General features: G+C 65.7%; 14 protein-coding genes. 11 read left to right on the forward strand and 3 right to left on the reverse strand.

Features of this window, described 5'->3' with window-relative positions:
• Window positions 1-102: 102 nt before the first annotated feature.
• Together ABIE57_RS12545 and prpE are read left to right on the forward strand one after the other, a co-directional pair.
• Entirely contained in the window at window positions 103-2,439 is a 2,337-nt protein-coding gene (locus ABIE57_RS12545) for an NADP-dependent malic enzyme (protein WP_454283740.1), read from the forward strand.
• A 215-nt stretch (window positions 2,440-2,654) separates the two neighbouring features.
• Entirely contained in the window at window positions 2,655-4,547 is a 1,893-nt protein-coding gene (prpE, locus tag ABIE57_RS12550; protein ID WP_354539369.1) for a propionate-CoA ligase PrpE, read from the forward strand.
• A gap of 237 nt (window positions 4,548-4,784) precedes the next feature.
• Here the strand turns inward: prpE and ABIE57_RS12555 are convergent, their stop codons facing one another.
• A complete protein-coding gene (locus ABIE57_RS12555) occupies window positions 4,785-5,741 on the reverse strand; it encodes a hypothetical protein (protein ID WP_354539370.1) in 957 nt (318 codons plus the stop codon).
• A gap of 337 nt (window positions 5,742-6,078) precedes the next feature.
• Between ABIE57_RS12555 and ABIE57_RS12560 the strand changes: the two genes are divergently transcribed.
• The 5 genes from ABIE57_RS12560 to ABIE57_RS12580 all read left to right on the forward strand — a co-directional run bounded on the left by ABIE57_RS12560 (window position 6,079) and on the right by ABIE57_RS12580 (window position 11,166).
• Entirely contained in the window at window positions 6,079-7,056 is a 978-nt protein-coding gene (locus tag ABIE57_RS12560) for a sulfotransferase domain-containing protein (RefSeq protein WP_354539371.1), read from the forward strand.
• A gap of 7 nt (window positions 7,057-7,063) precedes the next feature.
• Window positions 7,064-8,206 carry a mitochondrial fission ELM1 family protein gene (locus tag ABIE57_RS12565; protein ID WP_354539372.1) on the forward strand — a complete coding sequence of 381 codons (1,143 nt, stop codon included), beginning with the start codon at window positions 7,064-7,066 and terminating at the stop codon, window positions 8,204-8,206.
• Window positions 8,203-9,186 carry a diacylglycerol/lipid kinase family protein gene (locus ABIE57_RS12570; RefSeq protein ID WP_354539373.1) on the forward strand — a complete coding sequence of 328 codons (984 nt, stop codon included), beginning with the start codon at window positions 8,203-8,205 and terminating at the stop codon, window positions 9,184-9,186. The genes ABIE57_RS12565 and ABIE57_RS12570 overlap by 4 nt, the downstream gene beginning before the upstream one ends.
• 7 nt (window positions 9,187-9,193) lie before the next feature.
• Window positions 9,194-10,129 (forward strand): hypothetical protein, encoded by a 936-nt coding sequence (locus tag ABIE57_RS12575; protein WP_354539374.1) that lies wholly within the window; start codon window positions 9,194-9,196, stop codon window positions 10,127-10,129.
• An 86-nt stretch (window positions 10,130-10,215) separates the two neighbouring features.
• Window positions 10,216-11,166: a hypothetical protein gene (locus ABIE57_RS12580; protein ID WP_354539375.1), complete on the forward strand. Its 951-nt coding sequence runs from the start codon at window positions 10,216-10,218 to the stop codon at window positions 11,164-11,166.
• On the opposite strand, the gene ABIE57_RS12585 is transcribed toward ABIE57_RS12580, so the two are convergent.
• Window positions 11,163-12,248, reverse strand: a complete 1,086-nt coding sequence (locus ABIE57_RS12585; RefSeq protein ID WP_354539376.1) for a mitochondrial fission ELM1 family protein — start codon at window positions 12,246-12,248, stop codon at window positions 11,163-11,165. The genes ABIE57_RS12580 and ABIE57_RS12585 overlap by 4 nt on opposite strands.
• Window positions 12,249-12,348: 100 nt before the next feature.
• On the opposite strand from ABIE57_RS12585, the gene ABIE57_RS12590 reads away from it, so the two are divergent.
• Window positions 12,349-13,284, forward strand: coding sequence for a sulfotransferase domain-containing protein (locus ABIE57_RS12590; protein ID WP_354539377.1), 936 nt, complete (start codon window positions 12,349-12,351; stop codon window positions 13,282-13,284).
• A 100-nt stretch (window positions 13,285-13,384) separates the two neighbouring features.
• On the opposite strand, the gene ABIE57_RS12595 is transcribed toward ABIE57_RS12590, so the two are convergent.
• Window positions 13,385-14,125, reverse strand: a complete 741-nt coding sequence (locus ABIE57_RS12595; RefSeq protein WP_354539378.1) for a methyltransferase domain-containing protein — start codon at window positions 14,123-14,125, stop codon at window positions 13,385-13,387.
• A gap of 64 nt (window positions 14,126-14,189) precedes the next feature.
• On the opposite strand from ABIE57_RS12595, the gene gloB reads away from it, so the two are divergent.
• From gloB to ABIE57_RS12610, 3 genes are all read left to right on the forward strand, one after another.
• Window positions 14,190-14,957 (forward strand): hydroxyacylglutathione hydrolase, encoded by a 768-nt coding sequence (gene gloB / locus ABIE57_RS12600; protein ID WP_354539379.1) that lies wholly within the window; start codon window positions 14,190-14,192, stop codon window positions 14,955-14,957.
• Between the two features lie 157 nt (window positions 14,958-15,114).
• Window positions 15,115-17,451, forward strand: coding sequence for an ATP-dependent Clp protease ATP-binding subunit ClpA (clpA, locus tag ABIE57_RS12605; protein ID WP_354539380.1), 2,337 nt, complete (start codon window positions 15,115-15,117; stop codon window positions 17,449-17,451).
• Complete coding sequence (locus ABIE57_RS12610) at window positions 17,448-18,407, forward strand: M23 family metallopeptidase (protein WP_354539381.1); 960 nt, start codon at window positions 17,448-17,450, stop codon at window positions 18,405-18,407. The genes clpA and ABIE57_RS12610 overlap by 4 nt, the downstream gene beginning before the upstream one ends.

Raw genomic sequence — 18,407 nt, forward strand, 5'->3', positions numbered from 1 at the left:
GTTGGCGTGTCATTCCAGAAAATGCCGCTTGAGGCAACGCCGGGATTGCGGGACAGCGCGGCAGGGTGCAAGCTGCGCTTGTATTGCGGCGCGGGGCTGCTTATGACGACGCCGGGAGATGGTTTAACGCTAAACCAGTTATCGGCAGGGAGGATGGACATGACGGACAGCCACGGGGATTCGCTGCGGCAGGCGGCGCTCGATTACCACGAGTTTCCGAAGCCCGGCAAACTGGAAATCCGCGCCACCAAGCCGATGGCGAACGGGCGCGACCTTGCGCGCGCCTACAGCCCCGGCGTCGCCGAGGCCTGTCTCGAAATCAAGGCCGATCCGCAAAGCGCGCGCCGTTTTACCGCGCGCGGCAATCTGGTTGCGGTGGTGACCAACGGCACCGCCGTTCTGGGTCTTGGAAACATTGGCGCGCTGGCCTCCAAGCCGGTGATGGAGGGCAAGGCCGTGCTCTTCAAGAAATTCGCCCATATCGACTGTTTCGACATCGAGGTGAACGAACCCGACCCCGAAAAGCTCGCCGAGATCGTCTGCGCGCTGGAGCCGACCTTTGGCGCGATCAACCTCGAAGACATCAAGGCACCCGATTGTTTCATCGTTGAACGGATTTGCCGTGCGCGCATGAACATCCCCGTATTCCACGACGATCAGCACGGCACAGCCATTGTTGTCGGGGCGGCGGCGGTCAATGCGCTGCATGTGGCGGGCAAGCGGTTCGAGGATATCAAGGTGGTCTCGACCGGCGGCGGTGCTGCGGGCATCGCCTGCCTCAACATGCTGCTGAAGCTGGGCGTGAAGCGCGGGAATGTATGGCTGTGCGACATTCACGGGCTGGTTCACGAGGGCCGCGAGGTGGATATGAACCCCGAGAAGGCGGCATTTGCACAGGTGAGCGACCTGCGCACGCTTGGCGAGGTGATCGGCGGCGCGGATCTCTTCCTCGGCCTTTCGGGACCGGATATCCTGAAGCCCGAGATGGTGACGCAGATGGCCGCGCGGCCCATCGTCTTTGCGCTCGCCAATCCCAATCCCGAAATCATGCCAGATCTGGCCCGTGCCGCTGTGCCCGACGCGATCATCGCCACGGGCCGCTCGGATTTTCCCAATCAGGTCAACAACGTGCTGTGCTTCCCGTTCATCTTCCGGGGGGCGCTCGACGTGGGCGCGACCGAGATCAACGACGCCATGCAGGTGGCCTGCGTGCAAGGTATCGCAGAGCTGGCCCGCGCCACGACAAGCGCCGAGGCGGCGGCGGCCTATCGCGGCGAAGAGATGACATTCGGTGCCGATTACCTGATCCCGAAGCCGTTTGATCCGCGCCTTGCCGGCGTCGTCTCGACCGCCGTGGCGCGCGCGGCCATGGAGACGGGCGTGGCCACGCGCCCCATCGAGGACCTTGCCCAATACAAGGCCGATCTTGACGCGAGCCAGTTCAAATCCGCGCTGCTCATGCGCCCGGTCTTCGAGGCCGCGCGCAGCGCCTCGCGCCGCATCGTCTTTGCCGAAGGGGAGGACGAGCGCGTGTTGCGCGCCGCGCAGGCGATCCTTGAGGAGACCACGGAACAGCCGATCCTGATCGGACGCCCCGAGGTCATCGCGCGGCGATGCGAACGCGCGGGCCTCACCATCCACCCCGAGCGCGACCTGACCATCGTCAACCCCGAAAACGATCCGCGCTACCGCGACTATTGGGAAACCTACCATTCGATCATGGCGCGGCGCGGCGTGACGCCCGATATCGCACGGGCCGTCATGCGTACCAACACCACCGCCATCGGCGCCGTGATGGTGCAGCGCGGAGAGGCCGACTGCCTCATTTGCGGCACCTTCGGGGAATTCCGCTGGCATCTCAATTATGTCACGCAGCTTCTTCAGGACGAGACGCACCACCCGCATGGCGCGCTCAGCATGATGATCCTCGAGGACGGGCCGCTGTTCATCGCCGACACCCATGTCTATTCGCGCCCCACGCCCGAAAACCTGGCCGAAATCGCCATTGGCGCCGCGCGCCATGTGCGCCGCTTCGGCCTGACCCCCAAGGTGGCGTTCTGCTCGCAATCGCAATTCGGCAACCAGGCCGAGGGGTCCGGGCAGCGGCTGCGCGCCGCGATTGCCCTTCTCGACCGCGCGCCGCGCGATTTCGCCTATGAAGGCGAAATGAACATCGACGCCGCGCTCGATCCGGAATTGCGCGAGCGGCTGCTGCCCGGCAACCGGCTGGAGGGCGCGGCCAACGTGCTTGTCTTCGGCCATGCCGACGCGGCCTCGGGCGTGCGCAACATCCTCAAGATGAAGGCCGGCGGGCTTGAGGTGGGGCCGATCCTGATGGGCATGGGCAACCGCGCGCATGTCGTGACACCGGGGATCACGGCGCGCGGCCTTCTCAACATGGCGGCCATCGCAGGTACGCCGGTGGCGCATTACGGGTAGAATCGCCGCTTCGCAGGCGATCCAGCATGAATTTGCAAAATCCGGTTCAGAACCGGCCCTGAAGGCATATGCAGGGGGTATTTGCATAAGTTTGCAACCACATCTCTCCGATTTCTGCAAATTTTTCGCGGCCTTCTGCCACGCCCGTGCCCATGAGGCTTGCCGCAAGGGCAGTGGCCTCGTAACAGGATTGCAATGGATCGGAGGAGGATACCATGGGATACAAGGATATCTATGCGCGGTCGCTGGCGGACCCCGAAGGCTTCTGGATGGAAGAGGCCGACAAGATCGACTGGGTGCAAAAGCCCTCGAAGGCGCTTTTTGACGACAATGCCCCGCTCTATGAATGGTTCTCCGACGGGCTGGTGAATACCTGCTGGAACGCGGTGGATCGCCATGTCGAGGCCGGGCGCGGCGCGCAGGCGGCCATCATCCATGACAGCCCCGTGACCGGCACCAAGCACAAGATCAGCTATGCGCAACTGCGCAGTCGCGTGGCCCGTCTGGCGGGGGCGCTGCGTGCGAAGGGCGTGGAGAAGGGCGACCGCGTCATCATCTACATGCCGATGGTGCCCGAGGCACTGGAGGCGATGCTGGCCTGCGCGCGCATCGGCGCGGTGCACTCAGTCGTGTTCGGCGGCTTTGCCGCGCATGAGCTGGCGGTCCGGATCGACGATTGCGCCCCCAAATGCATCATCGCCGCTTCCTGCGGGATCGAGCCGGGGCGCGTGGTGCATTACAAGCCGCTCTTGGACGGCGCCATCGAGCAGGCCGCGCACAAGCCCGAATTCTGCGTGATCTTCCAGCGCGAGGAAGAGGTGGCCAAGCTCATCGAGGGCCGCGATTTCGACTGGCACGCCTTCCAATACGGGGTGGAGCCCGCCGAATGCCTGCCTGTGGAGGGCAATCACCCGGCCTATATCCTCTATACCTCCGGCACCACCGGCGCGCCCAAGGGCGTGGTGCGCCCCACGGGGGGGCATCTGGTGGCGCTCAACTGGACGATGAAGAACATCTACAATGTCGATCCGGGCGAGGTGTTCTGGGCGGCGTCCGATGTGGGCTGGGTCGTGGGCCACAGCTATATCTGCTACGGGCCGCTCATCCACGGCAACACCACCATCGTGTTCGAGGGCAAGCCGGTGGGCACCCCCGATGCGGGCACGTTCTGGCGCGTGATCTCCGAGCACAAGGTGCGCAGCTTTTTCACCGCCCCCACGGCCCTGCGCGCGATCAAGCGCGACGATCCCGAGGCAAAGGAACTGGCGAAATACGACATCTCGCACCTGCGCGCGCTCTATCTCGCGGGCGAGCGGGCAGACCCGGATACGATCAACTGGGCCGCCGACAAGATGGGCGTGCCGGTCTATGACCATTGGTGGCAGACCGAGACCGGCTGGACCATCGCGGGCAATCCCGTGGGGCTTGAGGCGCTGCCGGTCAAGGTCGGCTCTCCGACCGTGGCGATGCCCGGCTATGATGTGCGCATCCTCGACGAGGGCGGGCACGAGGTGCCCCCCGGCACGCTGGGCGCGATTGCGGTCAAGCTGCCCTTGCCACCGGGCACGCTGCCGACGCTGTGGAATGCCGATGCGCGCTATCGCAAATCCTATCTCAACACCTTCCCCGGCTATTACGAGACAGGCGATGCGGGCATGAAGGACGAGGATGGCTATCTCTGGATCATGGCGCGCACCGATGACGTGATCAACGTGGCCGGTCACCGCCTGAGCACCGGCGCGATGGAGGAGGTTCTGGCCAGCCACCCGGACGTGGCCGAATGTGCCGTGATCGGCGCGGCGGATGAATTGAAGGGCCAGACGCCGGTGGGATTTGTCTGCCTGACCAAGGGCGTCAACCGCCCCCATGCCGAAATCACCGCCGAATGCGTCAAACTGATCCGCGATCAGATCGGCCCGGTGGCGGCGTTCAAGCTGGCGGTGGTGGTGGACCGGCTGCCCAAGACCCGCTCGGGCAAGATCCTGCGCGCGATCATGGTCAAGATCGCCGACGCGCAGGACTACAAGATGCCCGCCACGATCGACGACCCGGCAATCCTTGACGAGATCAAGGACGCGCTTCGGGGAATCGGGCTGGCAAAAGGCTGAAGCGGGGGCCGGAAACGGCCCTCGGCATCACGTCACCGCAGATGCGCGATGGATCGCGCCCCACCTCCGGGTGGCGCGGATCCGCGTCCATCCGACGATACAACTGGTCCGAAATTTCGCGACCACCTCTCCAAATCCATGCCCGCGATTTTGACGTGCCCATTGTAGGAAAAGGTGGCTTCGTAACAGTAACCGGGGACTGCGGGCGACCCCCCGCCCGCAGGGAAACCCGGTGGATCAGGCCGTCACCGGATAGGCGACCGGCGGGACCGTCTTGATCAGGTCGAGCGCATCGTGGCGAACGTGGTTCTGGCGCATCTCCTCGCGCAGCATCTCCTCCGAGATGACGCCTTTTTCCACTGCCTCGCGCACGAGACCGAAAAAGAACGCCTCCTGCTTGGGGTCGGGGTGACGCTTGTAATGCCCCGCCATACCGTAATCGCCGAAGAGCGCACGGCGCGCACGGCGGAACCAGTGGCGCGGCGGGAAGATGCGGAACGAATCGGCGGCGCGGTAATCGACCGGCAGGCCGGTCTTCCACGGCTGCGTCTTGCGTTGGGTGTTGTGGATGGCCTTGGTGTTCTCGTCGAGATGGTCGAAATCGTTCCACTCGTTCTCGAAGAGGGCAACCGTGTCGATATCCTCGTATTTCAGCGAGATCCACGGCATGTAATCGCGCGAGCCGTCGAACATGGCGGCGAACTGCTCGTCGAATTTCCAGTGGGTGAGCTTGGCGTTGTCGAGCAGCATCACCGAGGTGGCGAGCGCCCCGCGCTTGCCCTTGGACCCCGATTTCGGACGGCACATCACGGCGGCCCCCTGCATGTCGCGCGAGAAGAGATCCCAGATATCGGCGATCACGAACACGTCGGGGTCGATCACGATGGCGCGGCCCTTGAACCCCATGAGCTGCGGCGGGGCAAAGCGCGTCGGCGTAAAGGATTGCAGATCGTTGCGGACCCATTCGCGCCATTCCCCGTCGCGCAGGAATTTCTTGCCCTCATGCGCCTTGAACACGGGGAAATCATCGTAATGCATGATGCGGATATCGAACTTGTCGTTGTGTTTCGAATTCCGCCGGATCGCGTATTCGGCGATGAGCGCGCCGATATACTGCTTGTGGTTGGCCTGAATGAAAACGCAGTAATCCTTGGCGTTCTCTTTGGCGGTGTCTTGGGGGGTGGTCTGTGTCATCGTCTTTTCCAATCCTCGATCCCGTCACCCGCTTTCCGGTGGCTCCCGCCCGTGCGCGGTGGCGGACCTGTCAAGCGAAGTCATCGGACTGTCCACGCGTCGCGGTGGCTATATCCGGGGGGGGCCGTCAAGGTCAACCGCGCGCATCACCGCAGCGGGCGGCGGGCGGGCAGGATCGTCCCGGTTTCGCTCACGCCGCCGAAACACTGTGACGGCCCGGGCGGCGGTTGAGCGGGCGGGCGCGGGCCGCCGGGGTGGACTTCCCGCCCCGGATGCGGCAAAGGGCTGGCCTTGACCGCGCCCCGGTGCATCCCTGCCCCATCTTTGGACCGATCCCATGAGCCTTATTCCCTCCCTGCGCAATCTCGGCCGCGACAATATCCGCAAGGCCGCCATCATCGGCAGCACCGCCGTGTTGCCTGCCCGCCTGCGCATCTCTGCCCGCAAGGCGCGGCTCGGCGCGCTCGAGGTGGATATCGCGCGGCGCTCCTCGCTCATCATCATCGCCCATCCCAAGAGCGGCAACACCTGGCTCAAGGTCATGCTGACGCGGCTTTACGCCCAGCGCCACGGCATCCCGGAAAGCGATTTCGCCCGTTATCCCGCGCTGGCCGATGCCAACCCCGCGATCCCCGGCTTTGCCGCCACGAATGGCTGGTATAGTTATGAACGCGCGGTCGGCGACCTCTTGCAACCGGGCCGTCAGGACCGGGATCTGGCCGCGAAACCGGTGGTTCTGCTGGCGCGCAATCCGCTCGACATCGCCGTGTCATGGTTCTTTCAGTTCACCAAGCGGCAGTCCGATCACAAGCAGGAACTGATCAATGCGGGCCTCTCGAACCCCGTGGACCGGCGCAATATCGGCATGTGGGAGTTTGTCCGCGAAAGCGAGATCGGCCTGCCTTCGCTCATCGCGTTTCTGAATTACTGGGATGCGGCGCTTGGCGCGCTGCCGCACACGCTGCTCACCTCCTACGAGGAGTTGCGCGCCGATCCGGCCGGCGTGTTGCGCAAGATCACGACGCTGATGGGCGACAGCTTTGACGAGGCCGAGATCGCCGACGCGGTCGAATTCGCCTCCTTCGACAACCTGCGCAAGATGGAGAGCGAGGGGTTTTTCCGTTCCGGTGGCCTGACCCTGCGCAACGCCAATGATCCCGAAAGCTTCAAGGTGCGCCGCGCCAAGGTGGGCGGCTACCGCGATTACTTCGACGAGGCTCAGGTGGCGGAGCTTGAGGCGCTGGTCGAGCGTGATCTTGCGCCGCGCCTGAAAACCCTCTTCGGGATCGGCGCGGCCGCGACGCAGGCGCTGTGAGGCGCCCATGAGCGCGGGGGCAACGGGGCCGCGCATCTGGCGGGTGCTTGGCGACAAGCGCGGCGATAACGGTCAGGTGGAGATGATCGCCAACGCGCTTTTGCGCGAACGCGGCTGGACCTCGGACTTGCGCCATCTCGAAATGCAGCCCCAATGGGTGCTGGGCAAGCCGCCCGTCGCCGCGTCGCTCTCGCATCTCGACATGGCCCGCTCGGACGCGCTCGCGCCGCCCTGGCCCGACCTCATCCTGACCAGCGGCCGCCGCCCCGCCAACGCGGCCCTCTGGATCAAGGCGCAATCGGGCGGGCGCGCGCGCATCGTTCTGGTGGGCAAGCCCTCAGGGATGATGGACCATTTCGACCTCATCATCACCAGCGCCGAGACCCTGGTCGCGCCCTTTCCCAATGTCGTCAACATCGGCCTGCCACTGATGCGCATCGACCCCGCGCGGCTCGACACGGGGCGCGCGGAGTGGCAGGCGCGGCTTGGCCCCCTGCCCCGCCCGCTCGTGGCCTTCCTCATCGGCGGCCCGACCAATCCCTTTGTCTATGATGCCGGCGTCGCCGAGCGGCTGCGCGCGCGCATTGCGGCGGTGCTGGCCGAGGGCGGCACGCCCTATATCGTCGGCTCGCGCCGCACGCCCGAAGGGCTGATCACGGCGCTTTCCGAGGGGATGGCGGGCGCGCGCAGCTTTGATTGGCACGCGCCCGAGGGCGAGAACCCCTATGCCGGGTTGCTGGCACTTGGCGAGCGGTTCGTGGTCACCGGCGACAGCATCTCGATGCAAGTGGAGGTGGCGCGCATTGGCAAACCGCTGGAAATCCTGCCCCTGCCCACGGGTGGGCTTGGCTGGCTCGATCACGTGCGCAGGCAGGCGGCCAGCCGGCTCTTCCAGCCGCCGCAGCACGGCAGCGCCCTTGAGGCTGCGCGCATAGCACTTGCCCGGGCCCTTTTCCGGTTGCGGCTCATGCCGCAGACCCGGCATTTCCCGCGCTTTCACCAGACCCTGATCGACCGGGGCCTTGCCACCTGGATCGGTGACGACGGCACGGCCACACGCGCCGACACCGCCACCGCCACCGAGACCGATGCCGATATGGCCTGCATGCTGGCGCGCATCGACGCCCTTTTGCCGCGAGAGGCCCGATGATCCGCGTTTGCGTCCTGTCCAACGCCGTGAGCGGCAACAACCGCAAGGGGCTTGAGGCTGTCACCGACCGCCTTGCCGCCTACCGCGCGGTGACCCACCATGTCACCCGTTCGCCCGAGGAGGCGCGCGCGCTGATGCCCGCCCTGCGAACCGAGGCCCCCGAGGTGGTGGTGATCAACGGTGGCGACGGCACGATTGCCGCCACGCTCGGCCTGATGCTGGAGCAGTGGCGCGCCGAGGACCTGCCGCTCATCATGCTGCTGCCGGGAGGCACCGCCAACATGACGGCGGGCGATATCGGTCTGGCCTCCGGCCCGCGCCGCGCGCTCGACCGGCTTTGCGATTGGCTCGACGCGGGCGCGCCACTGGTCGGCGCGGACATCCGCAGCCGCCATATCATGCGGGTCGAGGGGGGCACCGATGGCACGGTGCGCTACGGCATGTTCCTGGGCACCGGCGCGATCATGCAGGCCACGCGCTTTGCCCATGACAATGTCCATTCGCGGGGTCTGGGCGGGGAATTGAGCCTCGGGCTTATCCTCATCCGCGCGCTCTGGGGGCTGATCCGGCAGGATCCGCGGTTCTACCAGCCCACCCATGTGGGTCTTGGCATATCTGGCGCGGGCGGCCCCGTCACACGTGACGCGGCCCCCATGCTGATCCTCGTGGCCAGCACGCTCGACCGGCTCTTTCTGGGGATGCGCCCGTTCTGGGCGCGGGAAAGCGGGCGCATCGGCCTGACGGCCATTCAGGGCGGCGCGGGACAGTTCGGGCGCACGATCCTGTCGGTGTTGCGCGGGCGGCCCAATCGCCACGCCACGCCCGAGAATGGCTATGAAAGCTTTCGGGGCGACCGCATCGAGATGTATCTCGACGGCGAGTTGAACCTTGATGGAGAGCTTTTCGTGACCAGCGCCAGCGAAAATCCGCTTATCGTGAGCGCGCAAGGTCCGATCCAGTTCCTGCGCCCGCCACGATGAGGCCCGCATGACCTATCCCGCCGCCCCCGGCCCCACGCTCGACGACACGCCCGCGCTCGGCGTGCTTCATGCCGCTCTGGTCGCGCGGTTCGGCGCGGGGCTTCAGGCGGTGATCCTTTACGGGTCGTGCCTGCGCGGCGGCGATCTGCTCGACGGGCTGGTGGATCTTTATGTGCTGGTCGATCCCACGCCGCGCGCCGAGCCGCGCGCGGCGCTGCGGCTGGCGGGCCGGATGCTGCCGCCCAATGTCTATTACCTCGAGGCGCCGCTGGGGCAGGCCACCGTGCGCTGCAAATATGCCGTGCTCAGCCTGCGCCAATTCGAGCGCGGCACCGGACCGGGCCGGTTCGAATCCTATCTCTGGGGGCGCTTCGCACAGCCGGTCCGGGTGATCTGGGCCGACAGCCCCGCGACCAGGGCGCGCCTCCACGCGGCCTTTCTCACCGCTGGCGAGACGCTTTTGCGCCGTGCCCTGCCCGCCCTGCCGCCCGAGGGTTCCGTCGAGGCGCTCTGGCAGGGCGCGCTCGCGCTCAGCTATGCCACCGAGTTGCGCGCCGAGCGCAAGACCCGCGCCGCCGAACTGGCGGGCCACGGGCGCGATTTCTACGCCGCGATGACGCGCGCGCTCTTGCCGCGCCTGGGCGATCGGATCACGCTCCACGCGCGCGACGGCGCGCTTCTATACACCGCGCAACTCCCGGCCCGCGCGCGCCGGTTCGCGCCGCTCCTCTGGGGGCTGCGGCGCGTGCAGGGCAAGGTGCTCTCGATGGCGCGGCTCATCAAGGGGCTTTTTACCTTCGAGGGGGGCCTGGATTATCTCGCTTGGAAGCTCACGCGCCATTCCGGGCAGCAGGTCGTGATCCCCGACAAGGTGCGCCGCCGCCCGCTCCTGCATATCTGGGGCCTCTTCTGGCAGCTTTACCGGCGCGGCGTGTTTCATTGATCGTGAACGCAGCGGTCATGGAACCCCGCGCCGCCTTCATGTAAGATCGACAATGACAGAAAACAGACAAGGGACGGACCTCGCCCATGAAATACGGTGTCTTCATCCAGACCAACCACAAACAGATCGTCGGCGCGATCGTGGCCGAGCATGCCCTGCGGCGCTATTCGTCGCATAACGACAAGTTCGACATTCATATCGTCGACAGCCGCGACTACCCGTTCTTCGCCGAGCACGAGGGCCGCGAATACCTGCGCGACGGGGTCAAGCGCGTGTGGCTCAATGACGACCTGCAATCCTTTACGCCCACCCGGATGATGCCGCCCGAGTTGATGGGCTACGAGGGGCGCGCGGTGGTGATCGACCCCGATGTGTTCGCCTGCGCCGACATCTGGGATCTGCTCAGCCGCGATATGCACGGCAAGGCGATCATGGCGCGGATGCGCTCGGGCCCCAAGGGCCTCATTGATGGCAATGTCGCCTCTTCGGTCATGCTGCTCGACTGCTCGAAACTGACCCACTGGAAGGTCGAGGAACAATTTCGCGCGATGTTCGCGGGCACGCTCGATTATCAGGACTGGATCGGCCTGCGCAAGGAACCGCGCGAGACGATCGAGTTCATCGAGAAAGAGTGGAACGATTTCGACAAGTTCACGGTCGAGACCAAGATGCTGCACACCACCCGCCGCAAGACCCAGCCGTGGAAAACCGGCCTCAAGGTCGATTGGCGGCCCGCCGAGCGGTTCCGCGCCTTCCCGCCCGCCGGATGGGTGCTGCGCCTGCGCCGCCAGCTCTTTGGCGAATACGGTCTGATGGGCAATTACAAGGCGCACCCCGACAAGAACCAGGAACGGTTCTTCATGGGCCTGCTCAAGGAATGCGTGACCGAGGGCAAGATCTCGGAGGAGTTTCTGCGCAGCGAGATGGCGCAGAACCACGTCCGCCACGACGCCTTCGAGATGCTCGAGCGGACGCCAGACCTGCCCCCTGCCCCGGCGCATCCGCTGAGCGCGGGCAATCTGGCGATGGCGGCCTAAGCGGCGTCAAAAAGAGCATGGATGCGCGCCGCCGCGCGGCGCGCACCACTCAGCGGATCAACCTCTGCCGCTGAAAACCACCCCTCCCCCGCCGCGATCAGGCCGGGGGCCTCCTCCAGCCAGCGCGCCTGGCCTTGGGCCACAAGCGCCGCCTGTATCCGCCCGACATCGCGGCGCATCCTCATCGGTGCCAACCGCATCGCAAGCCGGTGGCTGAGCGGTTTCACACCGTAATGATGCGCGCGCCGCCACCACGGCCCCGGCTCAGCGGGATCGAACACATAGAGCGGGCGGGCCATGGCGGCGGCCTCGGCCAGCATCGACATGCTCTCGCCGGTGACGACAAAGCGCTCCGCCAGCCCCAGAAACCCGCGATAGGGGTTCTCGGGCCAGGCTTCTTTCGCGTCGAACCAATAACAGGCCGCGGGCACATCGAGCGCCGCCTGAAAGGCCGCGCGCGCGGGCGCGGGCGTGCGCGCGCTGTCGCTCACCAGAACGCTGCCGCCCGTCGCCGCCACCAGACGGCCCACCCCCTCCGCCAGCCGCCGCCCCGTCTCGGGGGTGAACACGAACGCCCCGCTGTCGCCGCCGATCAGCACCGTCACCCAGGGGCGCGGCAGATGCGCCAGACGCGGGGCGAGGCGCGCCGCATCCCCGGCCACGCTATCGCGGTTGAGACCGTGCAAGGGCAACGGATTGACCAGCACATTGCCCCCCTCGGGCAGGAAATATTGCGGCGTCGTGACGATGAGGTCGTATGTTTCGGGTGGTGCCCAGGGCCGACCCACATGCACCAACCTGACCCGCCCCCCGGCCTGCGCCCTGATCCAGCGCGCCACCGGCTCGTTGCGCCGTCCCGCGCTGATCACCAGATCGGGCCAGGGCGTTGCCAACGCCGACGAGGCCGCCCGGTCGATGCCCAGAAGCGTCTCGCCCAACACAAGATGCGGCAGCAATTCCCAGGCCCGCGCGCGGATATGCTTGGCCTCGACCGGCCAGCCGAGCATCGCCGCCAACGTCTCCACCTGCGTGTTGTCGCCCGCCTTGCGGCCCAGCAATGTCCAGACTTTCGCTTGCATCATCCCGCCGCTTGCGTTCAAAGGGGCGCGGTCCGGCCCCAGCCTCCTATGCACCGGATCGCCCCGCGACTTAAAGCCCCGACCGCCCGAAAGACGCCTCACGATGTTCAACACCACACCCCGGGAAATCCGCGCCACGGCCAGCCGCCACCTGATCCTCGGCGCGCTCTTCTTCCTGCCCAAGCCCCGCAAGCTTGCGCTTGAGCGGCGCCTGCGGGGCCGCGAAGAATACCGCAAATTGCAGGAAACCGACTGGGTGCTGATGTCCTGGGGCAAGAGCGGGCGCACCTGGTTTCGCGTCATGCTCTCGCGCTTTTACCAGCTTCATTTCGCCCTGCCGACCGAGAACATGCTGGAGTTTGACAATTTCCACCGCCTGAACCCGGCCGCGCCCAAGGTGCTGTTCAGCCATAACAACTACATGCGCGACTATCTGCGCGAATGGGAGAGCCTTGCGCATTTCAAGGGCAAGAAGGTGGTTCTGCTGGTGCGCGATCCGCGCGACGTGGCGGTGTCGCAGTATTTCCAGTGGAAATACCGGATGCTGCCCGGCAAGAAAGAGCTGAATTTCTATCCCCCCCACGGGGCCGAGGTGGAGATTTTCGACTTTGTGGCGAACCCCGACTGCGGCATCCCGCGCATTGTCGATTATTTCAATGGCTGGGCGCGGGCCATGCCGATGATGGGCGACGACCTTCTGATGATCCGCTACGAGGACATGCGCGCCGACCCCGCAACCGCGCTGCAAGCCGCCGTGACCCATACCGGCACGCCGGGTGATCCTGCGCATATCGAGGCCGCGCGCGACTATGCCGCCTATGAGAACATGAAAAAGCGCGAGGCGAAAAACGAGGGGATGCGCGCCAGCGGCCAGCGCGTCAAACCCGGCGACGAGAGCAATCCCGACAGCTTCAAGGTGCGGCGCGGCAAGGTCGGCGGCTACCGCGACTACTTCACACCCGAAGAGCTGGCGCAGGTCGATGCGATGGTCGAGGGGCGGCTTGATCCAGTCTTCGGCTATGACGGCGCTGGCGGCTAGAGCATGTTGCTCAAAAGTGGGAACCGGTTTTGAGCTTCTCGAACACTCGAAATCAATAAGTTAGAGCGTATCGTGTGAATTCGAATGAACGCGACACACTCTAGACCGGCTTGGCCTCGGGCTGCGGGACCAGCACGCCAAGGGGCCGCTTGACCTTTTCGCGCAGACCCGGTCCGCTCGGGGCCTGCACGCGCTTGGTCGCCTCCACCATCAGCACCCCGCCCGCGGCCACCATGGAAAACCGCATGCCCATCCGCTCCCACATGCCCGCCGTGCGCCGCCAGAACGGGCGGTCCGAGGGCGGTTGATAAAGCGCGGTGGCGTGCCGCTCAGGCAGGAAGTTATGCGATTTCAACTGGTTTTCCAGTTGCGTCTGGCTGTAGGGCCGCCCGAATCCGAACGGCGTGCGGTCCGTGCGCGACCAGATCCCGGCCCGGTTCGGCACCACGAAAAGCGCCGAGCCGCCGGGGCCAAGCACGCGCCAGCATTCCTCCAGCAGATCGCCGGGCCGCTCCGATGTCTCCAGCCCGTGCACGACCAGAAGCTTGTCCACATGGCCGGTTTCCAGCGGCCAGAGCGTTTCCTCGCAGAGCACCGAGACATTGGGCATCCCCTGCGGCCAGCCGATCACGCCTTGCGGCGCGGGCATGAGACCAACCACGCGGCGCGCATCCGCGAGATAAGGCCGCAGAAACGGCACGGCAAACCCGAACCCCGCCACCGTCTGCCCCTGCGCCTCGGGCCAGAACGTGGCAAGCTGCGCGCGCAACGTCTTTTGCACCGCGCGCCCCAGTGGGTTGCGGTAATAGAAGTTTCGCAAGTCCTGCACGTCGAGATGCATTGAAGTGCCGCCCCTGATGCGTCACTCTGAGCCTAACAGCAGAAACGACACGGGGGAACAGAGCATGGCCTTGCAGATCGTCACGATTCCCTGCCTTTCGGATAATTACGCCTATCTGGCCCATGATCCGGCAACCGGCGCGACGGCGGCGGTCGATGTGCCGGAGGCAGCACCGATCCTTGCCGCGCTGCGCGCGCAGGGCTGGACACTTTCGGATGTGCTGCTGACCCATCACCACGCCGATCACGTTCAGGGGCTTTCGGCACTTCTCTCGGAGGCCCCGGCGCGCGTCATCGGGGCGGCGGCGGATGCGCATCGCCTGCCGCCGCTCGACCGGGCCGTGGCCGAGGGTGACACGGTTGGGATCGGCTCCGAGACCGGCCATGTCATCGACGTCTCCGGGCACACGGTCGGTCATGTCGCGTTTCATTTTCCCCAAAGCGGCGCGGTCTTCACCGCCGACAGCCTGATGGCGCTCGGCTGCGGGCGGGTGTTCGAGGGCACGATGGCGCAGATGCATGGCAGCCTTGCCAAGCTGGCCGCTCTGCCGCCCGACACGCTGGTTTACTCGGGCCATGAATACACCGCCGCCAATGCCCGCTTTGCCGTCACCATCGACCCGGACAACGCGCACCTTGCCGCGCGGGTGCGCGAAATCGAGGTGGCGCGCGGCGCAAATCGCCCTACCGTCCCCTCGCGGCTGGAAGAGGAACTGGCCACCAACCCGTTTTTGCGCGCCCATGATCCGGCGATCCGCGCGCGGCTCGGGATGGACGGGGCGAGCGACGCCGATGTTTTCGCCGAAATCCGCAGCAGAAAGGACCGGTTCTGATGCAATGTTACGACACACGCCCGAAAGGCTGATGAAATGTGAGGCGGATTTACAAAATAAACCTTGAAGCCGGGCCGTCATCGACCAAACTTTAACACTATGAGGCCATGGTTGTCCGGCATACTGCCTGACGGCCAAGATCAGAAGGAGCACGACCGTGCCTTCATTCTCGACAACACTCGAACAGGCAATCCACGCCGCGCTCGCGCTTGCCAATGCGCGACGGCACGAATTCGCAACGCTTGAACACCTGCTGCTCGCACTGGTGGACGAGCCCGACGCCGCCCGCGTGATGAAGGCGTGCAGCGTCGATACCGAGGATCTTCGCACCACGCTGGTGGAGTTCATCGACGAGGATCTCGCCAATCTCATCACCGACATCGACGGATCCGAGGCGGTGCCGACGGCCGCTTTCCAGCGGGTGATCCAGCGTGCGGCGATCCATGTGCAAAGCTCGGGGCGCACCGAGGTGACGGGCGCCAACGTGCTGGTGGCGATCTTTGCCGAACGCGAATCGAACGCGGCCTATTTCCTCCAGGAACAGGACATGACGCGCTATGATGCGGTGAATTTCATTGCCCATGGCGTCGCCAAGAACCCCGCTTACGGCGAATCCCGGCCCGTGACGGGTGCCGCCGAGATGGAGGATGAGGCCAGCGGCGCCAAGCTCGAACCCGAGGCGGTCGAGGCAGGCGATTCCGCGCTGGCCAAATACTGCGTCGATCTCAACGAAAAGGCGCGGCGCGGCGACATAGACCCGCTCATCGGGCGGGATCACGAGGTGGAGCGCTGCATCCAGGTGCTGTGCCGTCGGCGCAAGAACAACCCGCTTCTGGTGGGCGATCCCGGCGTGGGCAAGACCGCCATCGCAGAGGGGCTCGCGCACAAGATCGTCAAGGGAGACACGCCTGCCGTGCTCTCGCGCACCACGATCTATTCGCTCGACATGGGCGCGCTTCTGGCGGGCACCCGCTATCGCGGCGACTTCGAGGAACGGCTCAAGGCGGTCGTGACCGAGCTTGAGAAACACCCCGACGCGGTGCTCTTCATCGACGAGATCCATACCGTGATCGGCGCGGGGGCCACCTCGGGCGGCGCGATGGACGCCTCCAACCTGCTCAAGCCCGCGCTTCAGGGGGGCAAGCTGCGCTGCATGGGTTCCACCACCTACAAGGAGTTCCGCCAGCATTTCGAGAAGGACCGTGCGCTCGCCCGCCGCTTCCAGAAGATCGACGTGAGCGAGCCGACGGTGGAGGACGCGATCAAGATCCTCTTCGGCCTCAAGCCCTATTTCGAGGATCACCATTCGGTCAAATACACCAATGACGCGATCCGCACGGCGGTTGACCTCTCGGCGCGCTACATCAACGACCGCAAGCTGCCCGACAAGGCCATCGACGTGATCGACGAGGCGGGCGCGGCGCAGCATCTGGTGGCCGCCTCCAAGCGGCGCAAGTCGATCGGCGTCAAGGAAATCGAGGATGTGGTCGCCAAGATCGCCCGCATCCCGCCCAAGAACGTCTCCAAGAACGACGCCGAGGTGCTGCGCGATCTGGAAGGCGCGCTCAAGCGCGTGGTCTTCGGTCAGGACACCGCCATCGAGGCGCTGTCCTCGGCGATCAAGCTGGCACGCGCGGGTCTGCGCGAGCCGGAAAAGCCCATCGGCAACTACCTCTTCGCCGGGCCCACGGGCGTGGGCAAGACCGAGGTGGCCAAGCAGCTTGCCGAAACCCTCGGCGTGGAACTGCTTCGGTTCGATATGTCGGAATACATGGAGAAACACGCGGTTTCCCGCCTCATCGGCGCGCCGCCGGGCTATGTCGGGTTCGATCAGGGCGGCTTGCTGACCGACGGGATCGATCAGCACCCGCATTGCGTATTGCTGCTCGACGAGATCGAGAAGGCGCACCCGGATGTGTTCAACATACTTCTGCAGGTGATGGACCACGGCACGCTCACCGATCACAACGGGCGCAAGGTCGATTTCCGCAATGTCGTGCTGATCATGACCTCGAACGCAGGGGCTGCCGAACAGGCGAAATCGGCCATCGGCTTTGGCCGCGACCGGCGCGAAGGCGAAGATACCGCCGCCATCGAGCGCACCTTCACGCCCGAGTTCCGCAACCGGCTCGATGCGGTGATCTCCTTCGGGGCGCTGCCGCGCGAGGTGATCGTCAAGGTGGTCGAGAAATTCGTGCTTCAGCTCGAAGCGCAGTTGCTCGACCGTGACGTGACCATCGAGTTGACCGAGGAGGCCGCGCTCTGGCTGGCCGAAAAGGGCTATGATGACCGGATGGGCGCACGCCCGCTTGGCCGCGTCATTCAGGAAAGCATCAAGAAGCCGCTGGCCGAAGAGTTGCTCTTCGGCAAGCTCGCCAAGGGCGGTGTGGTCAAGGTGGGCCTGCGCGACGGCAAGATAGCACTTGATGTCGAGGGTCCGGCCACGCGCCGCCTGACCGGCAAGAAAAAGCCGCCGCTGCTCACCGCCGAATGAGGGCGGCGGCGCTCGCGCTTCTGCTGGCGGCGGCCCCGGCCGCCGCCGAACCGCCGCGCCTGTCGCTGCCGCTTGACTGCGATTACGGGCGAAGCTGCGTGATCGAGGATTACGTCGATGCCGATCCGGGCCCCGGCCAGCATGACTATACCTGCGGCCTCAAGAGCCGCGACGATCATCGCGGCGTCGACTTCATGCTCCCCGATTTCGCCGCGCTGGAGGCTGGTGTTGCGGTGCTTGCCGCCGCTCCCGGCGTGGTCGCCGCCACCCGCGACGGGGTAGAGGACAGGCCCGTCACCTCCGGGAACCGCGCGCAGATCGCGGGGCGCGAATGCGGCAACGCGGTGCGCATCGACCATGGGCAGGGCTGGCAGACGCTTTATTGCCATATGAAACGCGGCTCGATCGCCGTGCGGCAGGGCGACAGGGTCGAGACGGGCGACGTGCTGGGCAAGGTCGGTCTCAGCGGCCTCACCAACGCGCCGCACCTGCATCTGGGCGTTCTGCACGAGGGCCGGATCGTCGACCCCTTCAACCCGGAAAACCGTGAGAGCTGCGGCACGGGCGGCCCGACGCTCTGGGAGATCGACCTGCCCTATCACAAGACGGGGCTTTTTACCGCCGGATTCTCCGGGCGCGTGCCCGACTTCGCCGATGTTCAATCCGGCGCGGCGCGGCAAGACAGCGTCGCACCCGGCTCTGCGCTGGTGCTCTACGGCCATGTGTTCCATGCAGAGGCCGGAGACCAACTCACCTTTGAGGCAAACGGGCCCAAGGGCGAGATCCTTGCAAACGCCGTCACGCTCGACGACCCGAAAGCGCAGCTTTTCCGGGCCTTCGGGCGCAAGGCCCCACCGGACGGTTGGCCCGAGGGGGCCTATCGCGGCTATGTCCGGCTCTGGCGCGGTGAGGTCCTTATCGCCACGCGCCATGCCGATATAGAGGTAAGGCGCTGA

It is taken from the genome of Roseovarius sp. MBR-6 (assembly GCF_040547525.1).
In the GTDB taxonomy this organism is placed as follows: domain Bacteria; phylum Pseudomonadota; class Alphaproteobacteria; order Rhodobacterales; family Rhodobacteraceae; genus Roseovarius.

Excerpts from the sequence above, each read along its gene's own strand:
- ABIE57_RS12545 (WP_454283740.1), top strand. The coding sequence starts at position 103 with ATGACGACGCCGGGAGATGGTTTAACGCTAAACCAGTTATCGGCAGGG.
- prpE (WP_354539369.1), top strand. The coding sequence starts at position 2,655 with ATGGGATACAAGGATATCTATGCGCGGTCGCTGGCGGACCCCGAAGGC.
- ABIE57_RS12555 (WP_354539370.1), bottom strand. The coding sequence starts at position 5,741 with ATGACACAGACCACCCCCCAAGACACCGCCAAAGAGAACGCCAAGGAT.
- ABIE57_RS12560 (WP_354539371.1), top strand. The coding sequence starts at position 6,079 with ATGAGCCTTATTCCCTCCCTGCGCAATCTCGGCCGCGACAATATCCGC.
- ABIE57_RS12565 (WP_354539372.1), top strand. The coding sequence starts at position 7,064 with ATGAGCGCGGGGGCAACGGGGCCGCGCATCTGGCGGGTGCTTGGCGAC.
- ABIE57_RS12570 (WP_354539373.1), top strand. The coding sequence starts at position 8,203 with ATGATCCGCGTTTGCGTCCTGTCCAACGCCGTGAGCGGCAACAACCGC.
- ABIE57_RS12575 (WP_354539374.1), top strand. The coding sequence starts at position 9,194 with ATGACCTATCCCGCCGCCCCCGGCCCCACGCTCGACGACACGCCCGCG.
- ABIE57_RS12580 (WP_354539375.1), top strand. The coding sequence starts at position 10,216 with ATGAAATACGGTGTCTTCATCCAGACCAACCACAAACAGATCGTCGGC.
- ABIE57_RS12585 (WP_354539376.1), bottom strand. The coding sequence starts at position 12,248 with ATGATGCAAGCGAAAGTCTGGACATTGCTGGGCCGCAAGGCGGGCGAC.
- ABIE57_RS12590 (WP_354539377.1), top strand. The coding sequence starts at position 12,349 with ATGTTCAACACCACACCCCGGGAAATCCGCGCCACGGCCAGCCGCCAC.
- ABIE57_RS12595 (WP_354539378.1), bottom strand. The coding sequence starts at position 14,125 with ATGCATCTCGACGTGCAGGACTTGCGAAACTTCTATTACCGCAACCCA.
- gloB (WP_354539379.1), top strand. The coding sequence starts at position 14,190 with ATGGCCTTGCAGATCGTCACGATTCCCTGCCTTTCGGATAATTACGCC.
- ABIE57_RS12610 (WP_354539381.1), top strand. The coding sequence starts at position 17,448 with ATGAGGGCGGCGGCGCTCGCGCTTCTGCTGGCGGCGGCCCCGGCCGCC.